This window comes from Alicyclobacillus cycloheptanicus, assembly GCF_028751525.1.
Taxonomy (GTDB): Bacteria; Bacillota; Bacilli; order Alicyclobacillales; family Alicyclobacillaceae; genus Alicyclobacillus_L; species Alicyclobacillus_L cycloheptanicus.
This window is the reverse complement of the sequence record NZ_CP067097.1, coordinates 817,886-841,516: the sequence shown is the minus strand read 5'-3', so window position 1 is coordinate 841,516 and position 23,631 is coordinate 817,886. Positions and strand designations below refer to the sequence as shown.

The 23,631-nt window shown below is 56.7% G+C and carries 19 protein-coding genes; 10 read left to right on the top strand and 9 right to left on the bottom strand.

The window, feature by feature from the left end; genetic code table 11:
* Positions 1 to 259: 259 nt before the first annotated feature.
* The 3 genes from JI721_RS03875 to JI721_RS03865 all read right to left on the bottom strand — a co-directional run bounded on the left by JI721_RS03875 (position 260) and on the right by JI721_RS03865 (position 2,383).
* The gene (locus tag JI721_RS03875) at positions 260 to 481 is read right to left on the bottom strand and encodes an ATP-binding protein (RefSeq protein WP_274457649.1); all 222 of its coding nucleotides are present in this window, start codon (positions 479 to 481) and stop codon (positions 260 to 262) included.
* 145 nt (positions 482 to 626) lie between these two features.
* Positions 627 to 1,322 carry a hypothetical protein gene (locus JI721_RS03870; RefSeq protein WP_274456773.1) on the bottom strand — a complete coding sequence of 232 codons (696 nt, stop codon included), beginning with the start codon at positions 1,320 to 1,322 and terminating at the stop codon, positions 627 to 629.
* Positions 1,323 to 1,621: 299 nt separating this feature from the next.
* The gene (locus tag JI721_RS03865; RefSeq protein ID WP_274456772.1) at positions 1,622 to 2,383 is read right to left on the bottom strand and encodes an SDR family oxidoreductase; all 762 of its coding nucleotides are present in this window, start codon (positions 2,381 to 2,383) and stop codon (positions 1,622 to 1,624) included.
* 234 nt (positions 2,384 to 2,617) lie between these two features.
* Here JI721_RS03865 and JI721_RS03860 point away from each other — a divergent pair, with 234 nt between their 5' ends.
* The 9 genes from JI721_RS03860 (at position 2,618) to JI721_RS03820 (ending at position 12,529) form a co-directional block, all read left to right on the top strand.
* Complete coding sequence (locus JI721_RS03860) at positions 2,618 to 3,190, top strand: TetR family transcriptional regulator (RefSeq protein WP_274456771.1); 573 nt, start codon at positions 2,618 to 2,620, stop codon at positions 3,188 to 3,190.
* A 159-nt stretch (positions 3,191 to 3,349) separates the two neighbouring features.
* Positions 3,350 to 3,505 carry a hypothetical protein gene (locus JI721_RS03855; protein ID WP_274456770.1) on the top strand — a complete coding sequence of 52 codons (156 nt, stop codon included), beginning with the start codon at positions 3,350 to 3,352 and terminating at the stop codon, positions 3,503 to 3,505.
* Positions 3,506 to 3,906: 401 nt separating this feature from the next.
* Positions 3,907 to 4,740 carry an SGNH/GDSL hydrolase family protein gene (locus JI721_RS03850; protein WP_274456768.1) on the top strand — a complete coding sequence of 278 codons (834 nt, stop codon included), beginning with the start codon at positions 3,907 to 3,909 and terminating at the stop codon, positions 4,738 to 4,740.
* 197 nt (positions 4,741 to 4,937) lie between these two features.
* Positions 4,938 to 5,651 (top strand): GntR family transcriptional regulator, encoded by a 714-nt coding sequence (locus tag JI721_RS03845; RefSeq protein WP_274456767.1) that lies wholly within the window; start codon positions 4,938 to 4,940, stop codon positions 5,649 to 5,651.
* 206 nt (positions 5,652 to 5,857) lie between these two features.
* Positions 5,858 to 7,276, top strand: a complete 1,419-nt coding sequence (locus JI721_RS03840) for a sugar porter family MFS transporter (RefSeq protein ID WP_274456766.1) — start codon at positions 5,858 to 5,860, stop codon at positions 7,274 to 7,276.
* 93 nt (positions 7,277 to 7,369) lie between these two features.
* Complete coding sequence (locus tag JI721_RS03835) at positions 7,370 to 8,989, top strand: mannitol dehydrogenase family protein (RefSeq protein ID WP_274456765.1); 1,620 nt, start codon at positions 7,370 to 7,372, stop codon at positions 8,987 to 8,989.
* Positions 8,990 to 9,024: 35 nt separating this feature from the next.
* Positions 9,025 to 10,146, top strand: a complete 1,122-nt coding sequence (gene uxuA, locus JI721_RS03830; protein WP_274456764.1) for a mannonate dehydratase — start codon at positions 9,025 to 9,027, stop codon at positions 10,144 to 10,146.
* A gap of 46 nt (positions 10,147 to 10,192) precedes the next feature.
* Positions 10,193 to 11,182 carry a lipoate--protein ligase gene (locus JI721_RS03825; protein ID WP_274456763.1) on the top strand — a complete coding sequence of 330 codons (990 nt, stop codon included), beginning with the start codon at positions 10,193 to 10,195 and terminating at the stop codon, positions 11,180 to 11,182.
* A gap of 159 nt (positions 11,183 to 11,341) precedes the next feature.
* Positions 11,342 to 12,529 (top strand): MFS transporter, encoded by a 1,188-nt coding sequence (locus JI721_RS03820; protein ID WP_274456761.1) that lies wholly within the window; start codon positions 11,342 to 11,344, stop codon positions 12,527 to 12,529.
* Here JI721_RS03820 and JI721_RS03815 read toward each other — a convergent pair.
* A complete protein-coding gene (locus JI721_RS03815; protein ID WP_274456760.1) occupies positions 12,522 to 14,540 on the bottom strand; it encodes an acyltransferase family protein in 2,019 nt (672 codons plus the stop codon). The genes JI721_RS03820 and JI721_RS03815 overlap by 8 nt on opposite strands.
* 185 nt (positions 14,541 to 14,725) lie before the next feature.
* On the opposite strand from JI721_RS03815, the gene JI721_RS03810 reads away from it, so the two are divergent.
* Positions 14,726 to 15,721, top strand: a complete 996-nt coding sequence (locus JI721_RS03810) for an aldo/keto reductase (RefSeq protein WP_274456759.1) — start codon at positions 14,726 to 14,728, stop codon at positions 15,719 to 15,721.
* A gap of 22 nt (positions 15,722 to 15,743) precedes the next feature.
* Here JI721_RS03810 and JI721_RS03805 read toward each other — a convergent pair whose 3' ends face one another.
* The 5 genes from JI721_RS03805 to JI721_RS03785 form a co-directional block, all read right to left on the bottom strand.
* The gene (locus JI721_RS03805; protein ID WP_274456758.1) at positions 15,744 to 17,102 is read right to left on the bottom strand and encodes an MFS transporter; all 1,359 of its coding nucleotides are present in this window, start codon (positions 17,100 to 17,102) and stop codon (positions 15,744 to 15,746) included.
* Positions 17,074 to 18,195: a GerAB/ArcD/ProY family transporter gene (locus JI721_RS03800; protein ID WP_274456756.1), complete on the bottom strand. Its 1,122-nt coding sequence runs from the start codon at positions 18,193 to 18,195 to the stop codon at positions 17,074 to 17,076. Before JI721_RS03800 ends, JI721_RS03805 begins: the two co-directional genes overlap by 29 nt.
* Entirely contained in the window at positions 18,192 to 19,403 is a 1,212-nt protein-coding gene (locus tag JI721_RS03795) for a Ger(x)C family spore germination protein (protein WP_274456755.1), read from the bottom strand. The genes JI721_RS03800 and JI721_RS03795 overlap by 4 nt, the downstream gene beginning before the upstream one ends.
* Positions 19,400 to 21,085: a spore germination protein gene (locus JI721_RS03790; RefSeq protein WP_274456754.1), complete on the bottom strand. Its 1,686-nt coding sequence runs from the start codon at positions 21,083 to 21,085 to the stop codon at positions 19,400 to 19,402. Before JI721_RS03790 ends, JI721_RS03795 begins: the two co-directional genes overlap by 4 nt.
* A 107-nt stretch (positions 21,086 to 21,192) precedes the next feature.
* Positions 21,193 to 23,598 (bottom strand): MFS transporter, encoded by a 2,406-nt coding sequence (locus JI721_RS03785; RefSeq protein WP_274456753.1) that lies wholly within the window; start codon positions 23,596 to 23,598, stop codon positions 21,193 to 21,195.
* Positions 23,599 to 23,631 lie beyond the last annotated feature (33 nt).

The window sequence follows — 23,631 nt, the reverse complement described above, 5'->3', positions numbered from 1 at the left end:
CCTTTTCCATTTAGCGCCCACTTTGAAAACAACTTATCGATAGAAGACGCTCAATTTCCATTTTGAATACGGTAGATATAGATTTTGGGGCGTTGTGGGACTAGAAATTTTCTTCAATTTTTTGGGGCAGCCCTTGTCAACGTTGTCCATGGGTTCTCAACAGGTTCCCAATGCCCGGTCAACTTTTACGCGTTATGATAGTAACAAGATGAGAGACAAACGCTGCGGATCTGTGCATCGGCACCTCCGACACTGAAGATTACGACGACTTTACTCCGGACAGAGCATGCTGTAGCCGGTAGCTTTCGCCGGTGAACGCCAGGACGTGTGCATGGTGGACGAGCCGGTCCACGAGTGCGGCTGTGAGCCTGGCATCCCTCAAGGCTGTGTTCCACTGGCCAAATTCAAGGTTCGAGGTAACAAGCACGCTTCTCTCTGCTCGTAGCGCTCCGAGACACGTGAAACAGCAGTTCAGCGCCATCTTTGGGAAAGGGTACAAAACCCATTTCGTCGAGAATGAGCAGCTCAGCCCTTTGTAGCTGCACTTTTATTATGCGGAATACACCTGTTACCAAACCTTGCACTTCAAACGTGAATCCGTGCGCTACGCGCAAAGATCGTAATGATTACCGGGTTGTACGAAGAAGTGGAATCGCGACCAAGATCACAATTACAGCAGCGATGATGCCTAAGACAAGTGGACTTGGCAATCCGGGATGAATAATCCAATGACGCCAAGGAGCAGAAACGGGAATCATCATGAGCGCAGCAACAGCACCTGCAGCCAATCCAATGACATTAATGCCCAGACGCCCAGCCCGACCGGAAACTTGATTTCCGAATTGCCTACGCCAATCACTGGCGATTAGACCTGGCACTCTCTTTATGTGGGCATAGATATGGACAGCGATAAGCGGCAACCACAAAGCTACACTGGCTGCATGTATCTTGAACCACAGTCCCATATGTGTAGGTCCAACAATCGCAAGTCCAAACCCGCTAACGAAGACCAAAATGGTCATTATGACAAGGATAGGGGATAACAATCGGAGCCAAATGTTTGGTGCCCCTTTCTGAACAAACGCAGGGGATCCCATGTAATAGCCAAAAAACCGGTAACCGACACTGCTCATTTTGACCACGAGCGGTCCAGATAACAATACACCTACAAAGACATGTACGGAAATGAGTGAATGAAGGTTCGCCGTAATTACGAGCTCAATCAGGATGAGTACAAACAGTATGGCACCAGCAAGAGCCGTCACCCGTTCGTTTCGTACAACTGAGGACGTTTTTTCGGGTAATGTCTCAGAATTACGCACAGTTCACTTCTCCGTTCTGTAAAAATGACGAACTAACGCATTAAAGGTAACATGAAAGTATGAAATAAAAGTTGAAAAGTTATCAAGAACATGTGTGTTTGTCAATGTCATGCCCGCCAACTTCAAAAGCATTCCCGTATCGATTTCTGAATAAACCTACGGTTGGCAGTTACCATCATTCCTGCATTTAGGGGCAGACTAGCTGAATAGTGAGTCTGTTCATCAAAAAATGAAATGATGGGGGACTGTCCCGAGAGCGGTGAAATCCAGGACGGAAGCAGTCCCATGTTCATCAAAAATTACTCTATAGTGCTTTTCATCGCTTGATACATTTTATCTACGTATACGTCGATTTCGTCACGTGACATGCGCAGGCGACCCACAGACGAGCCATAGCCAATCTCCACGTTCCCCTCTGCGAGCCCTTGGAAAATTCCGTTTGCGAAAGCGTCTAATGGTTCTCCTTGGGAATTCAAGCCCTCGCCACCTAAATTCGTGTCTACCATCGGTGGAGCTACTTCAATGACTTCTACAGATGTATCGGAAAGTTGATGTCTGAGACTCATCGTAAATGAGTGCAGCGCTGCTTTGGTTGCCGAATAGACGGGGGCAATCGCCAGAGGTGTGAAAGCCAACCCGGACGTCACATTCACAATGGCTGCATCTTCTTTACTCGCAAAAAATGAAGCAAACAGCATGGATAGATGAATAGGTGCTTCCATATTGACTTTGATTTCATTGTTGTAATAGCTCCAATTGTCCTTCGCATTTGCCTTCAACACATGAAAACGTTGTTGAATACCTGCGTTGTTCACTAATACGTTGACGTTGGGATAGTTCGTTGTCACCCACTCAAACAATGCTGTACGGTCGAATTCAACGCCAACATCACTGACGCGAGTAATGAGGTTTGGGGATTTATCCCTGGCATCCTGAAGGACACTTTCACGTCGTCCACAAACAATCACTTCATTTCCGGCTTTGATAAAGCGCTCCGCAAAAGCCAGCCCAATTCCAGTCCCTCCGCCTGTAATCAATACTGTGTTTCCCGAAAGTTTCATCAAATTTCGCCTCCAGCTTGAGCCTGTGTTTTGAGCACGACGTTGGATCGTGCCATCGTGCAATTCCCCATTCTTCACAGGAGTTTCCAGATTGTCTCACCCACCAATTGTTGCCTCCTATGATGTAACTAACCGGTTGTTTACATCTTAATCTTAACCAACCAGTTAGTCAACTGTATTTCGTGTGATATAGTGAATACACGAAATACATGCTTGGACAAGGTGGGACAATCCGTGAGAAACGCTGAGGAAACAAAAGAACGAATTTTAGCGGCGGCTTTGGAGGAGTTCTCCTCCTACGGCATTGCAGGCGCGCGTGTTGACCGCATCGCTAAGAACGCTGGATGCAACAAGAATCTGATCTACGTTTACTTTGAAAATAAAGACACGCTTTTTACAACAGTTCTCAAGAAACATTTAACGCGCGTTTATGAAGAAATTCCCTTCACACCTGAGGACCTTCCGGGTTATGCGGCAAAAGTATTCGATTGGGCCATGACACATCCACATATAGTACGGTTAATGTCATGGTACAGTTTGGAGCAGAAGACGGAGAATATCACCGAACGTACCTCCGTCCGCGACAAGAAAATTAAAGCGATAATGAAAGCACAAAACGACGGTCTGATAGGAACGACGTTCACACCTGACTTTCTCCTGACGGCAATCATGGCCTTGGCCACCGCCTGGACGCCGACACACCCTTTTGGGCCGTCTCACGACCCGGATGCCGTGAAAACCCCAAAGAAGACAAGGGATGCAATCGCCAAGGCGATTCGCCTGATCGCTAAAGGTGAAGAAAGCTGATATGAATTTTCGCGATTAGAGGGGAAGTAGCACTCACTGGTCGTACCTTTCACAGATTGAACGGGTACACCTCATTCATTGCTGCGCTGCCTGAGATGATGCGCAATGTTCTGGAGCACCCATCGGAGAAGCACAGGGATTGGGTCAAGAGGAAACTGCGTGAAGCCTGGTGACACGGGAACGAACAGGATGCATTGGCAGCGCTCACGCGAGATTCATTTGCAAGACTTCGATTTAATTGAAATCAACAAATCAACGAATGAGTTGTATAATGATGGCGCGGTGGTGGAACGCATGACGAATGGATCCAGTTAAAGGACTCCGTCCTGCGTCTTGAAGCGAAGGTGGATAAGCTGTTGGCTCAACCATAAAAGCGTTCAGGTTTTTTGTGGAAGGAGTTTATTGTCGGATTTATCGTTGTTTGGATTATCATGACGGCTTTGACGATTGGCGTTGCGCTTCTAAACGCCAAAATTCGGATTCTTCCAGTGAAGTGAAAGACGTGTTCATGCCCCGTCGTCCGCCCCGGTATGACGTTCCGAACCTGGCGTACTCCTCGTCCTCCAACAACTCGTGCCCAGCTTCATTATGATGGTAGATATGTCAGGCTGTCGCATCGCTTTTTTAATGTGTTCTTCATCGAATCCTAATGTCTCTGAATTAGACTGACGCTGGGAGTCGCAGCTCCAATCATTCAGTGTTCTGAGGGATTGCGCATGAACGAGACGAGCGGATTGCATCCTGGCCTTCGAAAGCATACAGCCCGAGGCAGAGCCATTGTTTGCCTGATGGGGATTTTCGCCTTGGTGTGTGCATTTCTTGTGCGTGGGCGGGTAGAAGGGGACTTGATCCCGGTTTTGTCCATGCTGCCGACGAGCCGTGTGGAGACGGTCGATGTCTTCGGGGGGTCTATGACGGACGGATGGCTTGACCCGACGCGCGATTCCTTCGTGCACAGAGCGTTTCAATGGCGCTCCATCACGACACCCACTCGGTATCGTTATATGAACTATGCCATTCCTGGATATACAGCGTTGCGATTCAGCCAACGCTACCCGGGGCGTTTCCAGCGGATTTTATTCCATCAGCATCCACAGGTCGTGGTGATTGCTTGGGGATTGGAGAATGATATGAACAGCCGGCACCGAGACACAGTCCGGGTGTTTGGGCGCGCGGTGAAGCAGGAAATCGCTCAATCGCTCCGTGCGCATGCAGTGGTCCTGTTGGTCACGCCGCCAGTGACAAAAGAATTGGATACGGTCGACCATCGCCGCGTCTATACTTACATTCATGAGCTCTTTCGGGTGGGTGCGTCGTTTCACAACCCGAACGTGATCGATATGAACGTGTATCAGCAAATGCAGTCCTACATGAAGGCACATCACCAAACGTACAAGCAATACTACGGAAACGCATGGCACCCAAATCGAGCCGGTCACATCCTGGCCGGACGAATCCTCGCGCGTGATCTGCAGCAACATTTTGGGAATGGGCCAATTCAGTGGAAACCACGACATTCCTCCAATCAAGGGCCCACAACCAATCTGTAGTACGCCTGTACGCACACGCCAGCACCCACTGGCACATCCAGATGAACCCTACACCGCGGGCCGCCTCTCTTGCCTTGCATACAAGTATACAATACAATAAAGACCAAACGAATGGAGCGAACTTCGACTGGTGCTCACGGATGCAGGTCGGCATTCCATTCGGATGGTTCAGCCGTTTCCGAAGGAGGAGGTGAGACATGGGGCTGCAGATGAACGGCGTCGTCGGGGATACTAAAAAATCGCTGGCGGAGCGGGCGTACGAGGCGATTCGTGAGGCGATTTTGACACTGCGTCTGGAACCGGGACAGGCGATTTATGAGGCGGAATTGGGGAATATGCTGGAAATGAGCAGAACCCCGATTCGTGAGGCGGTCCGCTTGCTCGCCATGGAAGAATTAATTGAGGTGCTGCCTCAGCGCGGCCTGAAGGTTGCACTGATTTCTGAGGGCAAGGTGGAGGAAACCCGGTTCGTCCGCGAGATTCTTGAAATTGGTGCGATTCGGAGCGTTGTACAAAGCTGGGACAGCAAGCAACTGCAGTATCAGCGGCTGAAACGCGATGTGCAGGCCAATTTGGAACAGCAGCGGCAAGCACAAGCAGAGAAAAATGCCGCCGAATTCCTGGTGGCTGACGAGTGGTTCCATCGGTTGTTGCTGCAGTCTACGGGGAATATGACGCTGGTGTCCATGGTGACAAAGATGAGATATCACCTCAATCGTGTGCGAACCCTGACCTTACAGGAGTTTCAAAACAGTGATTCCTTGATTCAGGAACATGAGGTGTTGTTTGACGCGATTCAGGGGAACGATGAATCGACCGCCATCCAGGTTCTGACCGCACATCTGCGTCGCCTGAACACCGATATCCAGGCCGTGAAGCAAAAGTACCCGTCCTATTTTGTGAACGCGTAGTCTATTGGATTTGCATTGGTATACAAGTATACATCCTGGGCTCGTGCGAGTACCTCGTGTATTCCACGTGGTATGCGGGAGAGACGGTCTTTGGCAGCGCGATTGAAAGCGTTATCAAACAAGGTGATTCTGTGGGTGGCGAGGACGCTTGATGCGGTAACTTCCGCGGGCGGAGGCACATCACAACGAGAATGGAAGGTGAGAGCATGTCTGCGCAAGCAACTTCAGTTCCGGCGGAACAGGACACGGGAAGCGCATTGTTTGTGACCTTGGTCACTTGTGTGGCCGCGATTGGCGGTTTCTTGTTTGGTTATGACCAGGGCGTAATCTCGGGAGCCATTGGCTATCTTCAAACAGATTTCCATTTAAGCGCTGGACTGATGGGGTTTGTTTCCGCGAGCATCCCCTTGGGTGCAATGGCAGGTGTGATCCTGGCGGGTGTGGTCAGTGACAGAGCCGGCAGAAAACCCGTGCTGCTGTTGGCTGGGCTGCTGTTCGTGGTGTCGAGCCTCGGCTGTGCCGCGGCACACTCGGTGGCGATGCTGGTCGTTTTCAGATTGATTGGCGGCCTCGGCATTGGTGTGGCGTCGATGGTTTCGCCGATGTATATTTCCGAGATCTCTCCGGCTCGGATTCGCGGCAGACTGGTCGGCACGAACCAGCTGGGCGTCGTCCTTGGGATTTTAATTGTGTACATTGTGAACGCTGTCATTGCGAACGAGCACACGGCGAGCTGGGATCAACTCAGCGGGTGGCGTTGGATGTTCGGGGTCGGCGCCGTGCCTGGCATTCTATTTTTCATCCTGTTGTTTGGGGTGCCAGAGAGTCCGCGGTTCTTGGTCAAGCAAGGGAAGGCGGAGCATGCACTCTCTATTTTGCAGCGCATTAACGGAGCGAGTGTGGCACGCACCGAACTCTCTTCCATCACAGCTTCTCTTCAGAGAGAGTTCACAGAGCGCGGCGTCGTCGGTGAATTGTTCAAAAAGGGACTGCGCGTGGCGCTGCTGGTGGCGGTTGTGCTGGCTGTGATGCAACAGTTTACCGGTGTCAGTGCTGTCGCCTACTATGCACCGATTATCTTCAAAGACAGCGGTGCTGGCGCCAATGCGGCGTTGATTGAAACGGTGTTTATTGGCGCGTTGAAGGTGATTTTTACGATTGTGCTGATGCTGTTGATCGATCGCGTCGGCCGCCGCACGCTGTTGCTGGTTGGGGCGTCCGCCATGGCGGTTTTTCTCATTGCGCTTGGTGTTTCATTTGCGATGGCACACGTCAGTGTGGGACTCGTTTTGGCGTGCATCCTGTTGCACACCATCGCGTTTGAGCTGTCCTGGGGCGGCGGCGTATGGATTGTCATTTCGGAAATTTTCCCGACGCGCATCCGCGGCCAGGCGATGGCCATCGGTTCGTTTGCGCTGTGGGGCGCAACGTACTTGGTGACCCAGTTCTTCCCGGTGATGATGCATCATTTCGGCGCGACCATCACGTTCTTCATCTTTGCGCTGATGTGCATCCTGATGTTTCTCTTTACCCTGCGTTTTCTGCCTGAAACGAAGGGGAAGACGCTGGAGGAAATTCAGACACACTGGCATTCTTACGGAGACAACTTGTATACTAGTATGTGAATTGTGGGCAACAAACGATGACAGCCGTTGGGCAGTCCGCACCACACACGTGTCCGTGAGAGACAAAGGAGAACCGGAGATGGGGTGGCCACGATGCTCGAGTTGAACAAGCGGGCCTTGCAGCGCATTTCGGATTGGCAGCGGGCCGGCATCGAATGTCCGACGTTCGATGTAGAAACCATGACCGACAGCACCCGCTCACACCCTGTGTGGGTGCACATTGGGGGCGGCAACATTTTTCGCGGCTTCATCGCTGTGCTGCAACAACAGTTGCTGAGCGAGGGCAGGGCCGATACGGGCATTGTCGTCGTATCGCCGTATGACACGGACATCATTGACAGGGTCTATCGGCCGCACGATAACCTCAGCCTGCTGGTGTTGATGCATCCAGACGGAACACTGGAAAAAAAGCTGGTTGCCAGCGTTGCGGAAAGTCTCGTTGGCGACCCAGCGAGAAGTGCTGACTGGGCGCGGCTGAACCAAATCTTTGCAGAGCCGTCCTTGCAGATGGTGAGCTTCACCATCACGGAAAAAGGCTATGACCTGACGGAGTGGTCGGGTGAACTTTCGCCCGACGTGCAGCACGATGTTGAACAAGGTCCAGCGCAGCCCCGCAGCACCATGGCCAAAGTGACTGCACTGGCGTATACCCGGTACTTGGCGGGGGCTTTGCCGATCGCGTTCGTCAGCATGGACAATTGTGCAGGCAATGGTGACCGGCTTCGCAGCGCCCTGGTGACGATTGCGCATCACTGGGCCGAGCGGGGATGGGTCGATGCGGCTTTTGTCGACTACCTGACCCATCCCGACAAAGTCTCGTTCCCCTGGTCGATGATTGACAAAATTACGCCTCGGCCCGCCGGCTTCGTACGCGACGCGTTGACGTCCAGCGGGGTAGCGGGCATGGACATTCTCCAAACGCGGAAAAACACGTTCATCGCGCCGTTTGTCAATGCGGAAGTGCCGCAGTACCTGGTGGTCGAGGACCACTTTCCGAACGGCCGCCCGCCGCTGGAACATGCGGGCGTGCTGTTCACGGACCGCGCGACGGTCGAGAAGGTGGAGCGTATGAAAGTGACCACCTGCCTGAACCCGCTGCACACCGCCCTGGCGGTGTTTGGCTGCCTGCTGGGGTATTCCTCCATCGCAGACGAAATGAAGGACGCGCGCCTGCGGGCGCTGGTGACGCGGCTTGGGTACGATGAGGGCCTGCCGGTCGCGCCGGAGACGGACGTGCTGCCCCCACGGGCGTTCTTAGCGGAAGTTCTGCAGCGGCGGCTGCCGAATCCGTACATTCCCGACACGCCCCAGCGCATCGCGACCGATACATCGCAGAAAATCGCGATCCGCTTTGGTGAAACCATCAAGGCATATGCCGCCAGCACGCACTTGGACGTAACAGCGCTGCGCTGGATTCCACTGGTCATCGCCGGTTGGTGCCGGTACCTGCTGGGCGTGGACGACCAGGGGGAGCGGATGCAGCTCAGTCCTGATCCGATGCTGGAGGAACTGACTTCGGCCTTGTCGGGGATTCGATTCGGAGAGCCCGACTCGGCTGCGGGGCGTCTTCGGCCGATACTCAGCAATTCGAAGCTGTTTGGCGTCAATCTCTACGAAATGGGCTTGGGAGCGAAAATCGAAGGGTATTTTCAAGAAATGACAGCGGGCAAACATGCCGTCAGAGATACGCTGGCAAAGTACGTCGCCGAGTGACCATCCGCACGCGTTCGGACAGGAGATGAAAGACGATGAAAATGACGTTTCGCTGGTTTGGCGAGCAGCACGACACCATCAGGCTCGAACACATTCGGCAAATTCCCGGCGTGACGGGGGTCGTCGGGGCACTGTACGACGTCCCCGTCGGGGATGTGTGGCCGTTGGAGAAGATTTTGCACCTGAAACGGTTGGTAGAGGACGCCGGTCTGCAACTGGAGGTCATCGAAAGCGTCAACGTGCATGAAGACATCAAGCTGGGTGCACCGACCCGAGACCGGTATATCGAAAATTACCGCCAGTCGATTCGCAATCTGGCAAAGGCAGGCATCAAGGTCATCTGTTACAACTTCATGCCTGTGTTCGACTGGCTGCGCAGCGACCTTGCCAAGCCGCTGGGGGATGGCTCCACTGTGTTGTATTACGACCATGCTGCCATCAAGGACCTTGACCCGATGCGGCTCGTGGAGGACGTGGAGCAAGGCGCCAATGGATTCACGCTGCCCGGTTGGGAGCCCGAGCGGCTGAAAGAACTGAAGACGCTGTTTGAAAAGTACCAAGGCGTGGATGAAGAACAGTTGTTTGCCAACCTGAAATACTTCCTCGAACAAATCATTCCCGTCTGCGAGGAAGTCGACGTGAAAATGGCGATTCACCCCGATGACCCGCCGTGGTCCGTGTTCGGGCTGCCGCGCATCGTCACCTGCGAGCGCAACCTGGAGCGCATCTTGAAGCTCGTCGACAGTCCGTACAACGGGCTGACGTTGTGCAGCGGCGCGCTCGGGGCCAACCCGGAAAATGATGTTCCGGCGATGATCCGCCGGTTTGGCGCCATCGGCAGAATCCACTTTGCGCACGTTCGCAATGTGCGGTTTATCGGTGAGAAGTCGTTTCACGAGACATCGCATTTGTCGTCCGACGGCTCCCTCGACCTGTTTGAAATCATGAAGGCCTACCACGACATTGGTTTCGAAGGCTATCTTCGGCCCGATCACGGCCGGATGATTTGGGGAGAACGCGGGAGACCCGGGTATGGGCTGTATGACCGCGCCTTGGGGATTGCGTATCTGAACGGTTTGTGGGAGGCGATTGACAAACTGGCCGGATGGTCGGCGGAGTTGGCGCGCGCAGAGGAAGGAACGTTTCACCGGACGTGATGGCCTGGCTTGCTAGGGGTATGATAGTTCCGGGGAGGTTTGTGCGATGAAGTTCATCAACAACCAGGACATCATGGACCCGCGCATCAATTTGGCCATCGAAGAGTACGTGTTGTATAACCTGGACCCGGAAGACACGTATCTGCTCTTTTATTCCATGGACCCGTCCGTCATCGTGGGCAGGAACCAAAATACGATTGAAGAGATCAACGAAGACTGCGTACGGCAGCATCACGTCTATGTCGTGCGCAGGCTGTCCGGCGGGGGCGCCGTCTACAACGACCCGGGCGACCTCAGCTTCAGTTTCGTGACGAAGCACGACAAGGACAGCTTTCACAACTACGCGAAGTTCACAGAGCCGGTCATCCGCGCACTGCACAACCTGGGCGTGAATGCGGAACTGACAGGCCGAAACGACATTGTCGTAGACGGCAAGAAGATTTCCGGAAACGCGCAATTTGCGACGAGGGGCCGTATGTTCAGCCACGGTACCCTCATGTTCGATGTCAACTTGGACAACGTCGAAAAGGCGCTGAAGGTCAGCAAGGAGAAAATCGAGTCCAAAGGGGTCAAGTCCGTCCGCAGCCGCGTGGGGAACATCCGCGATTATCTGCAGACCGACATGACCATCGAAGAATTCAAGCAGCGGCTGCTTGCGTCTATCTTCGAAGGCGAGCCTGCGATTCCGGAATACCGATTGACGAGCCATGACTGGGAGCAGATTCATCGGATTGCCGAGGAACGGTACATGCAGTGGGACTGGAACTACGGCATGTCGCCCCCCTTCAACGTGCAGCGTCAGCGGCGGTTTCCGGCCGGGACCGTGGACATTCGTCTCCTTGTGGAAAACGGCGTGATCAAACACGCGAAGATCTACGGCGACTTCTTCGGGGTGGGAGACGTGAGCGAGTTCGCGGCCAAGCTGGAGGGCATCCGCTACGACCAGGATTGCATCGAACAGGCGCTTGCGAATGTCGACGTGCACCACTACTTCGGAAACATTTCGCGCGAGGCGCTGATGACGCTGCTCTACTGAGCGGCGCGTTCGGTGCGCGGCCGTTCCTCGGCGCCGTGAATCAACGCTTTCAATCATGCTTTCAATCATAATGATCAAGTCGATTTGATTGATAAATATTGAATCCTCCAGTAGGATTTGTTCTAGTCATGTGGGTCTGCTGGAGGGGAGCGCCTAAAATTGCAGAAAAACGTGTTTCTGATGGGGATGGCGCTGTTTATCGCAGCGCTGAATTTGCGACTGGCGATTAACTCGGTGGCGCCGCTTTTGGGCAGCATCCGCTCGGATTTGGGGATGAGTGCTGCGGCGGCGAGTTTGCTCACGTCCATCCCTGTGCTTTGCATGGGCGTGTTTTCGCCGATTGCCGCAAAGGCGAGTGGTAAGTGGGGGATTGAACGGGTGATTGGCGCGTCGCTGCTGGTCATCGGGGTGGGAACCGCCCTTCGCCTCTTCACGCATTCGGCAGGGGTACTGCTCGTGACCGCGTTGATTGCTGGCGCTGGGATTGCGTTCATTGGTCCGCTGCTCCCGGGGTTTATCAAGCTGCATTTCCCCAAACACGTCCCTCCGATGATTGCCGTGTACACCGTCGCGCTCACGCTCGGGGCTGCCGTCAGCACCTCGTTTTCCATCCCGCTGCAGCAAACGTTTCACGCCTGGCAGGCGTCCCTTGCTTTTTGGGCAGCGATTGCCTTTGTTGCGGCCATCCTCTGGTGGGCGTTTGTCAATGTTCAAATGCGGAAGCGGGACACGGCTGCTCCCGCGGGCAGGGCTGTCAAACTGCCCTGGGGAAACGGGCGCGCGTGGCTGATTACCGTGTCCTTTGGGCTCATGGGCATCTTATTTTACTCGTTCACGGCCTGGCTGCCGCAGATTATCCAAGGGATGGGGTACTCGAAGGCCTATGCCGCGAACGCGTTAACCGTGTTCGTTGCGATTCAGATTCCCGTCAGTCTGGTGCTGCCGATGGTGCTCAAACGCTTCCCTTCTCGACGCGTGTGGCTCGTGACGGAATCCTTGTTTGAACTGGCGGGCCTCTTGTGCCTGGTGTTCAATCTCTTGCCCTGGCTGGCCAGCGCGTTGATTGGGATTGGCGCTGGCGGCTTGTTCTCTCTGAATCTGCTGCTGCCCATTGACGCGACGGGTGACCACCATGAGGCAGCCGCGTGGTCTGCGAAGGCGCAGTCGGTCGGGTATGTCATCAGTGCCTTGGGACCTATCCTGCTCGGCTGGATTTATGATGCGACCCACAGATTCGCGTCAGCCGTGGCGGCGATGATTGTCATTGTCCTCGCGATGATTGTCGTGCAGCTTGCCGCGACTGCGCGGAAGCAGGCACCGCTGGACGCGGCGCAAAAACTCAGTTGACGCCGCCGGACGAGGGCGTGTCGACGGCCTTGGCGAGCAGGGAGGCGTAGAACTTGGCGCCGGTTGGGTTCAAGTGGACACCGTCCGGGTAAAAGTAAGACGAGTGCTCCGCGCTGGCTGCATACCAGTCGACCAGCGTCGTGTGTGGATACGCGGCTGCAACCTGCGCCAGCGTGTGGTTCACATCGCTTTCCCAAGGGCGGGGCACGCGGGTGTTGACGAGAATGATTTGTTTGACCGGCCCCAGAGATTGGAGCAGGGACACGAGTTGCTCCTTGGTAAAAGGGCCATTGGTCCCCAGCTCAACGATCACACGGCTGCCCAGGTCTCCCTTTGATTTCAACTCGGCAATCACACCGGGCGCTTGGTTTGCCTGTCGGCCAATCTGCGCATCTACGATGATGCCGGGCAGCAGTTTCTCCAAGTACGGCGCAGCGTCAATCATCACCGAATCGCCAATCGCCGTGATGCCAACGCCTGATTGTGGCGTTGGGGAAGCGGCCGCTTTGGACGGAGGGTTTGTCCCAGCCGTCTTCACGGGATTGGAAATGGGCCGCCGGGACGATTTCGTCTGGGATCCCGACGTTCCGCCGGCCGAGTTTACCCCCGGTCGGCTGGTCGAATCGGGGGGACGTTGGTTCTGCCTTGCCCGTGTTTGGTCAGGAGCAACCGCGTGGTCAGGGCCGGTTGTGTGGTCAGGGCCGGTTGTGTGGTCAGGGCCGGTTGTGTGGTCAGGGCCGGTTGTGTGGTCAGGGCCGATGGCGGTTACGGTGGTCGCTACGGCGTCCGCATGCGCTGTCGGCACGAGTTCGACCATGCTGACGCAGACCACGACCGCCAAGGCAGCTGTGACAGGGGGCAGCCAGGTTGTATCCACCCATCTGCGGCTGGCCTTGCGCGCGAGACGTCTGTAATGCGCGCGCTGCCGTGCGTTGCCGCGGCGGATGGGTTCCTCCACAAACCGCCAAGACAATGCTGCAAGCGCAATGCTCGCCAGGACCTGCAAGGCGGCGCGCAGCGCGTTGACATGGCTGCCTGCCAGGGTGGGGGTGGTTAACACAATCACCGGATAGTGCCACAGGTAGATGCCGTAGGAACGCACGCCAAGCCAACGAAGGGGCTTAAGGTTGAACAGTTTGCCCAGTTTGCTGGCCGGGTGGGCAAGCGCAGCGACGACGACGGCGGTCACGATGGAGAGCAGCAGCAGGCCGCCTCGGTAGAGAAATTCCTCATACTCGTTGGTCTGCAACATCATGTACAGCATGACCAGGACGCCTGTTCCGCCCAGGATGTCGAGGATGTGCAGCTTGATTCGGGAAATCTCGGCGGATAGCTGCCGACTGGGCCACGCCAACGCGAGTGCGGCGCCCACCAACAGGGCGAATGCACGCGTATCTGTGCCGTAATAAACACGACTGGGGTCAGTGCCTGGCTGATAGATCACCGCCATGGCGAGTGAAGAGACCGCGGCCGCTGTGAGCGTCAGCGTGACAAGCCACATTCGGTTGGGCAAGAATCGTATGCCAAAGCCCAGCAGCAGCGGCCAAATCAAATAGAATTGTTCTTCTACCGCCAGCGACCAGAGATGCCCCAGGGGAGAGGGCGGTCCGAAACTCGCAAAGTAGGACACTTTATGAAAGATCAACCACCAGTTGCTGACATACAGCAGCGAGGCGATGAGGTCCCCGCGCAGCGTGGCGAGCTGCGAGCGGTCAAACAGCGTGACGAAGCTCACAACGACTAGCAGCATGAGGAGCAGGGCGGGCAGCAGCCTTCGCGCGCGCCGCACCCAAAAATCCTTCAAGCGAATGCGCCCATGGGTGTCCCACTCATTCCGTAAGAGGTCGGTGATTAAGTAACCGGACAAAACGAAAAACACGCCGACACCGAGGAGTCCCCCGGGTGCAAAGCTGAGGTTGAGGTGATAGGCGACAACGGCCAGCACAGCGAATGCTCGCAGCCCGTCCAATCCCCCCATATACCGCCCACGACCTTTTCCTGGTTCAGGCACGTGTGTCACTCCACTCTATGGTGTTGTTGCAAGCAATTTCGATGCGCGCGGCGTGCGACCTTGGACGAAACCCGGGGAATTACGATTGCGTGTCACGATGATTAGACGGACCCATGAGGTGCATTGTTTCATGCTTTTCGGTACGAATGATAAAATATCGTTTCGATGAAGGAGGTTTGTGACTCATGGAGCATACAACCTTAGGTGCATCCGGCATCCAGGTCAGTCGAGTTGGATTGGGGACGTGGGCAATCGGCGGATGGAAGTGGGGCGGGACCGACGAGCAGGATTCCGTTCAGACCATCCTGGCCGCACTCGACATGGGCATCAATCTGATCGACACAGCGCCGGCTTATGGAAACGGCCGATCCGAGGAGCTGGTTGGGAAGGCGCTTGCTGCATATGGCCGGCGGGACGAGGTCGTGATCGCGACGAAGACAGGCATCGAAGTGCTTCCGAACGGCGAAGTGCGGCGCAACACGTCGAGCAGCTTCATTCGCAGGGACCTGGAAAACTCGCTCCGGCGGCTTTGCACCGAGTACATTGACGTGTACCAGGTGCATTGGCCGGATCCGCTGGTTCCGGTGGAAGAAGTGGCAGAGGTGCTGGTTCAACTGCGCGACGAAGGGAAAATCCGCGCCATCGGCGTCAGCAACTTTTCTCCGGAACAAATGCAGGCATGGCTGCGTGTGGCGCCGCTTGACACAGACCAGCCGCCGTACAATTTGTTCGAGCGCGGCATTGAAGCCGACGTACTGCCATTCTGCAGGGACAACGGCGTCGCGGTGCTCGCCTATGGAAGCCTCTGTCGAGGGTTGCTGACGGGCAAAATGTCGCTTGAGACGACCTTCAGCGGTGATGATTTACGCCAGACGGACCCGAAATTTCAGCCGCCGCGCTATGAACAGTATTTACGGGCCGTGCAGCGGCTGTCGGAGATTGCCGGCGGTTATGGAAAGTCCGTGACAGAGCTCGCCGTACGCTGGGTGCTCGACCAGCCCGGGGTTTCGACTGCGCTGTGGGGGGCTCGCCGCCCCAGTCAGCTTGATCCCGTCCGGGGTGTGTTTGGGTGGCACCTCAGCGCGGCAGACCTGCAGCGAATCGATGACATCCTGCAAACGGTCATCACCGACCCGGTCGGTCCAGAGTTCATGGCTCCGCCCGCACGCGAAACGAAGTGAAGGAAGGGCCAATCCGGAGCCATTACGGCGCCGGATTTTTATTGCGCCTGCCCGGCCGGCTCGGCCGGCTGGCTGCGTAGAGCGATTTGTTCGTCGTTTCCGGCGCCAGCAGGACACACACGATGAATCCGCCAAAGGTCACGGCAGCGGCGACCAGCATGGTGGGGCCGATGCCAAACCGCGACAGCCCCCACGGAAACAGGTATGTACCGAAGACAGCCCCAAACCGGCTGATGCACGTGGTGATGCCGACGGCGGTCCCGCGAACCTCCGTGGGAAACAGTTCATTGGGCGCCAGCCACTCCATGACGTTGGGCCCGCCCGAAAACATCGCATACACGACAAACCCAAGCAGGATGAGGGCGAGCGGACCGCGCGGAAACAGCCCGAGGAGGAGAACGCCGACCGTCATGCCGGCGAACGAGACGATGATCATCAAACGTCGCCCCATCCGGTTCACCAGGAACAGCGCGGGAATACACCCGACGAGAAAGAGCGCACTGATGATGGCCGCCCCGTAGCCTGCTGCACCTTGAAACAGGTGATAGGACGCAAGCATCTGCGGTCCAAAGGTCAACATGGCGAAGAGGGGGGCCACCGCGGCCATGTAAAACAGACCAACATACAGGGTTCGTTTCAGGTAGCCAGGTCCAAAGAGCCGAAAATAACTCGTCTGGCCGCTGGGCGTGCCGGGCACGGCGAGATCGTCGAGCGAGGCGCTCGGGCCGTAGACTTGTTTCAACACCTGTTCGGCTTCCGCTTGCCGACCCTTTTGCAGCAGCCAGCGCGGGGATTCGGGGGTGCCCATTCGAAGCAGCACCAAAATGATGGCAGGAACCGCACTGCTGGCGAGAATCCAGCGCCAGGCATCCGGGCCGATTCGGAGCATCAGCTGCCCGACGATGTAAGCGACCGTCGATCCAATGTAATAGGCGACCAGCGTCACGCCCAGCATCGCGCCGCGCTGTTTCTTCGGTGAAAACTCCGCCAGCAGGGAGGTGGCGATGGGGTAGTCGGCGCCGACCGAGATGCCGAGAATCAGACGAATGAGAAACAGTTCCCAGCCAGTCTGTACGAAAAACTGTAAAATCGACGCCACAATCAACAGGATAAAGTCAAGGGTGTACATCAACTGTCGGCCGAATTTGTCCGTGAAGTACCCCATGAAGCCCCCGATGAAGATGCCAATCAGCGCGGAAGCGCCAATCAGGCCGCTCCAGGTTGTGTTCAGGTGCAATTGTGGTGTGATTTGAATGAACGCGATGGCGATGATGCTGAGGATGTACCCATCCAAAAATGGTCCGCCCGACGAATAAATCGTGAGCCGGACGTGAAATCCGCTGAACTTTGCATCATCCAAGATGTTCTTCTTGATGTGCATGTTGGACACTCCTTTTCCGGATGATGGCGATGATCCACAACCCCAGGGGGATCCCGATCATGTTGATGGGCAGCACGAGGGGAATCCAAAATTGGTTCAGAAAGCTGACGGTGGCGGTCGTAAAACTGGCGGGCAACATCGCGACGATGGTTGTGAGCGGTGCGACCACGTAGATGGGGCTTCGCCAATCTTTCAAATTCAGCCACTGGGTAATGCCAAAACAGAGAAAGAAAAAATACGACGCCAGTTTGACGAAGTAGGTGAGGAACCACACCAGCACCACAATGACGTCCAGGTTCTGGACGAATTCCATCACCGAAATGTAGCGGGCGATTTCAAACGTCGGGAACAGCATGCGGGCCGTCAGGTTTGGACCAAATGTCATAATTTCCACCAGCACAGCGATGAGCACGAGCAGGGCGGTGACACCACCGGCTGTGGAAATGGCCCAGAAGGCGCTTTTTGGTTCTTGCAGCAAGGGGAGGGTCATTAACATCAGCACGAGTTCACCGAAGAAAGAGAGAACCGGCAAGCTCCCTTTCAGGATGTTCAACCATCCGGTGTCGGTGTAGATGGGCAGTAGATTGCTCGGGTCCATATTCGGCACATCCAAAATCACCGCGGTGAAAAAAACGACGACGACCAGGGGACCGATGATTTCACTGCATCTCGCCAGCACTTCGTATCCGCCCTTGTAGATCGCGTAGGCGCCGAGCAGAACGAATGGGATGATGAGTGCCCACAGCGGGGTGTAGGTGAACATGGTGACGTGGACAAAGTCCGAGAACTGGCGCATCACCATGCCGGAGACAGCAAACCACATGACAAAGTAGGGAATCATGATGAATTTCCCGAGCCACTTGCCAAGAATGAGCTGGCTGAACTGGACAATGGTTTTGTCGGGGTACATCGCACTGACCTGATAACAGACGAACGTCATCGCGATGGTTCCAAGGGCTGCGAGGACGACGGAAATCCACGCATCTTGTTTGGCGAACTGGACGGCTGGCGTCAAGGACAGGAGCAGAGACAGGCCAATTTGAAACGAGAAGACGAGGCAAATGAGCTGCCAAACGGACACTTTGATATTCACTGTGCGGACACCTCGTTTGTGTCAATCATGGACGTCACCAGCCCAATGCGCTTGATTTTGATGTTGGCGCGCACAATCACACGGGCCTTCGGGAATTCCTCTGGCCACTGACCTTTCATTTGTTTCCACGCGACCGGATGTTGGCGGTGGACGGCTGTCCCGAACGCGAATATATCGGCGTCATACTGCTGCTGACACTTTTCCACCAGTCCTTGCACCTGCGCATTCACATATTGATTTAAAAGGCTTTCCGTCTGCGCGAGATTCTCAGGCTTTCCGAGGTCCAGCGCGCTTGTGTTTTCACGTACGTCACCGTGTGCCGTCAACGAGACATCAATCGTCACCTGATGGTCCTGAACGACGGTCCGAACGCGCCGTTTCAGGTGCGTCAGATTCACACTGATGTGCTGCGTAATTTGGTTGTCTTCCTGGCTTTGCCCCTCCGGTCCAGGAACTGGAACGGTGACCACGTAGTATCTGAGTTTTCCCCGAATCCAGGAGCGATACGCTCCCTCGTCAGGATTCAGATAACCAATCAGCCGCTCTTGCTTGTTGAAGATGGCGCGCCCGCCGAACCGAAAGGCGCCGCTTTGTTGTTCCGCGTCCTGGTATTCCTCAATCACCGGCAGCGTGGGGGCGGTGGAATCATCGAACACGTCCATCAGGAAATCTCTGAACTCTGTATCTGCCGTACCCCCAATGACGCGGTGCATTTTCGTGGTCCCCATCACGGGCACACGTTCGAATGGATAGTAGATATTGAGGATGTCGCGCCCTTCTCCGCCTTTCACAATGAACAAATCGGTGCGCAGACGGGTCTCTGGGTCGCGCGTGTTGGCATCCAGAATCGTGTTCATCCCTTCCTTTGCGAGGCGCTCTCCGACGAAAATCGCCCGCCGCTGCCCCGCATGCACGCGCCGCGACAGCTTGTTTTGCATGTCCAAAATGGCGTCGCGTGTGTCCTGGCCCACTCCCGACACAACGTAATAGCCTTTGTCCTGCCCGCCTCCGCCCATTCCGGAAGGGTTCCCTGCGAGCTGGGACGGCACCGCAATTTGCGCCGTCGCAATGTACTGACCGTCGGACGCCTTGTCCATCGCGAGGCCCATCTTGAAGGCGAGATCGCTCAGTTCCGTTCGGTCCCAGCAGCCGGTCGCCAGCATGGGAATGAGCAGCAGCAGAATGAAACGTAAACAGCGCCTGTTCACTCGACACGCTCCCTTGGTTTGCGGGGGCCTTGGCCTTTGGGCATCCGTTTGGATTTGCCGCCGGTCAGCTTGTCTGAGCGCCTGTGCATGGTCCAAATCGGGGGCCGAACGACCAGGTTTTTGGCGGAGCGGGCGTTGAACGGGGCAATCGGCGAAAAGTAAGGCACGCCAAACGACCGCAGGGACACCACGTGAATCATGATGGCAATCAGCCCGACTGCGATTCCGTAAAAGCCCAATGTTCCGGCCAATATCAATAATGGAAAGCGGAGCATTCGAAACGGAATGCTAAAGCTGTAGCGCGGGATGGCAAAGGAGGCAATTCCGGTCGATGCAACGACGATGACAATCGGCGCCGATACAATCCCTGCCTGGACAGCGGCTTGGCCAATGACCAGCGCGCCCACGATGCTGATTGCGGAACCGACCGCCCGGGGCAGACGCACACCCGCTTCTCGCAGTCCCTCGAAGGTGAACTCCATAATGAGCGCTTCGACCACCGCCGGCAGCGGACTCGGCTCGCGGGCAGACGCAAAGGTCAGCAGCAGCTGCGTGGGCAGCATCTGCGGGTGAAACGTCGTGACTGCGACGTAGAGAGACGGAAAGAACAAGGACATGAGCAGGAAAATCATCCGCACAACCCGAATGGCGTTGGCGTACAAGAACCGCTCGTAGTAGTCCTCCGAGGCTTCGAGCGACATCCAAAAAGTCATGGGCAGGAGCAGCACAAAGGGCGTGCCGTCGACCAGAATCGCGATGCGGCCGTCGAGCAGCGCCGCCGCAACGACGTCTGGTCGTTCGGTGTTCTGGATTTGTGGAAAGGGAGAGAACGGATTGTCCTGAATCATCCCTTCCACATAGCCTGATTCGAGGACAGAATCGATTTCAATGCGACCCAGTCGGGTGCGCAGTTCGTTGAGAATATCTTCCCGGGCGACCCCTTCGATGTACGCGATGACGACATCAGTATAGGTCACCGTGCCAAGTACCAGCGCTTCCATTTTCAGCTTCGGGTTGCGGATCCGGCGCCGAATCAAGCTGGTGTTGACCCGCAGGGTCTCCGTAAACCCTTCGCGCGGCCCGCGTACCACCGTCTCCGCCGCCGGCTCTTCCACCCCTCGCCCGGTCCACGACTTGTTGCCGAGGACCAGGGCCACGTCCTCACCATCCGACAGGATGACCGAGTTGCACTTGACAATGTTGTCCACCACCTCGTGGATGGACGACACGGTGCTCGTTTGAGCGATGGGGAGCAGCTGTGCACGAATGGCGTGGTGCAGGCTAGTCATCAGGGGATAGGCCGGGACAAACTCGTAGATGAGCGGACGCAGAATTTCGTCCTCCAGGCGTTTCTGGTCGACCACACCGTCAATGTAGACCAAAAGCAGCCTGTGCACGTCATCCACCCAGACCGTTCGAAAGACGACATCTGTACAATTGTGGAATACCGCGCGCAAAACGGCTTCATTGGCGCTCACGTCGCGGTACAGCGGAAGCGGGTCAGCGGGCGGTTGACGGCTCGTACCAGCGTCCGATGATGCGTTGCCGGAACCGGCGGGACGGATGTCGGAACGAGCCTCCGCCTGTGCTTCTGTTTGTACTTCGGTTGGAAGACTGGCATGGACCTGCCGCCGTCGCAGCAGCGGTTTGATGGGCCGCTTGTTCACGGAAAAGAACCCCAATCCTTACGACTGCTGCCCGCATCGACGGTTTGGCGTGCAGTTCACCACCACGACGATTGCGGGCACACGGTAGCCTCCCCCCAAGGCAGGAAATGTATGCCGCTTCATCAGGGTTGTACCTGGAGCGGCGCCGGAGCTGGCTCGGGCTCCAGGGACTGCAGGGCATCCAAGGCCTCCAGGATGTCAAGCAGCGCGTTTCGTTGATGAGCCAGGATATCTTCGACCTGTGGAAACATCTCGTGCACTCTGACGGCACCGAGTGTATAATCGGCTCCTTGCCGGCGCAGCACGCCAAGGCGGGTCATGTACCGCAGCGACTGCATGACGAGTTTGTGCCGAGCCTGGGCGTTCGGGACGGCCAGGCTCGCCCCTTGCGGCAGGCGCGCAAGCGCGGATTCGACGGCTTGTATGGCATCCGACTCGGTGAAGCTGGCTGCGTCGGATGTGAGCAGCCAGTGCGCGAGCACGTGCCCGACCGTGATGGGGCGGGCTGCCCGCACCTGCAGCGCCAGCGGGATCCCCGGACGGCTGGCGATGAAGTGCAGGTAGATGGGCGTTTTGCGTTTTGCCAGCGGGTCGTATGAGAGCAGCGCAAGATAGGTGCAGGGGCTTGCCTCGCTGAGCAGGTCGCAAGCGAGCCGAAACCTGCCGACCCGCCCGTCCAGGCTGTATCGCCCTTCGGGTGCGATGTAGAGCGTATCCCCGCTTCGGACGGCGGCCACCAACGCCTGCAGCTGTTCCTCCAGCCATTGGCGCTGCTGGTGCAGAAACCAGGTGCGGCAGGGCTCCTTCAAGTCCAGCAGCGAAGCGTCGCGCTGCGCTGCCTTCGCCAGGCGCTGGCTCCACAAGCTGCTCAGCCGGTCGGTGGTCTTTGCGCCCACGCGCTGCAAGGTTTCAGGCTGAAATACGTCCGCAAGTGGAAGGTTGCCATACGCCTTTTGCACCGCGTAGCCAAAGCTGGCCAAGGGGCGTTTGAGGGGCTGGTTTTCAATCGGAAGGGTGCCAATCGCGCGGAAAAACGCCCCCATGTTCAAGCGATAGAGCAATCGCTGCAGCAGTGGGAAGCGCATCGCCATAAAGCCCGGCTCAAACAGCCGGGGGGATGCTGCGTAGCGAACCGGATGGCGCCACGGGCCCTGCAGGGTAAGCCACGCGGGAATGACCATCCCATCGAGATCGTGTAAGTGGTTCGACACCACCAGTGTACCCGGCCTGCGCAGCGGCAGGCGGCCTTCCACCCGGACGGTGTACGCAGTGCGCAAATACAGATACACCACGGCTGCGGCCAGCAGACGAATCGGGACAAACCAAATGGAAGACTTCACGGTGCTCTTCATGCGCAGAATCACCGCCCCGCCGGCGGCGAGAAAGAGTCCCGAAAGAATAAACAGCACCCGGTAGCCTGTGGCTGGCGAGCCCACATAAGCGGAGAGCACCCATCCTCCGCAAATGGGCGCCAGGACGGTGGGGAAGGTGGACGCCACGTTCCAGACGCCCAGGTCGCGGGCGACGTTTTGCGGATCCGGCAGCGTATCCACCGTCAGTGCCCAACCGGTCGACAGGAACGTTCCGTAGCCGAGGCCGAAGAGCAGTGCGAACAGCCACAGCAAATCCGCGCGCTGCAGCACGGCGAAGCCGATGGCCGCGATCGCCATGGGAAGGCCGGACGCAGCGACCAGCGTCCGCCGTTTGCCGCCGTCCGATACACGCCCCATCAGAATGCTGGAGATCACGGCGCCCGCCAAGGCGAGAATGGCCACCGACGCGGTGCCGCTGGTGGCGTTTTGGACGTGCAGCACGTCGCGGAAGAAGTACAGAACAAAGGTCATGAGCAAGGTCATGCCAAACGCGACGTATGCCTGCGACCAGAAAACGATTGCGAAGTTCCGCCGGTTTTGAATTTGCAGGCGCGGGCGCGGCGAGGCGGCCGCGGGCTTCGGGCCTGTGGATTCGCGCACCAGCCACACGGTGAGCAGCATCCCGCACATCATCACTGCCGCCATCACCAGGACCACCTGGTGGCCGCCCAGAATGCCGGCGCTGGCAAGTCCAGCGATATTGCCGAGCAAGGTGGCTGCGCCCTGCACGCCGGCGGACGCCCCGCGGTCTTCTTCGGAAACGACGTCTGACCACAGGGCTTGGTAGCCTGACTGTGTGCCCCCTTGCCCAAGTAACGAGAGAAACAGAAACGCCGTATAGAGAGGCAGGGAGTGGGTGTCGTACATCCCGACCAACCCGATTGTGTTGATGACCCCGCCCGCGAGTACAAAGGAGCGGCGAGCACCGCCTCGCAGGCGAACGTGGTCGGACCAGGAACCGATGATGGGCGGGAGAATCATCGCAAAGATGGCGCTGATGGCGGCGAGCCGGGACAAATCCTGCGTGTGCCGGGCGGGATCGAGCTGCAGCAGTGCTGCTGGAACGACGATGGTCAGGAGTGCGGATGAATGGAAACTCAGCGAAAAGGCATAGATGTTAATGGGGAGTAGATTGCGAACTCGAGATGTCTGCACGCCGGTCCCTCCTGGTGACAGGGCCATCGGAGT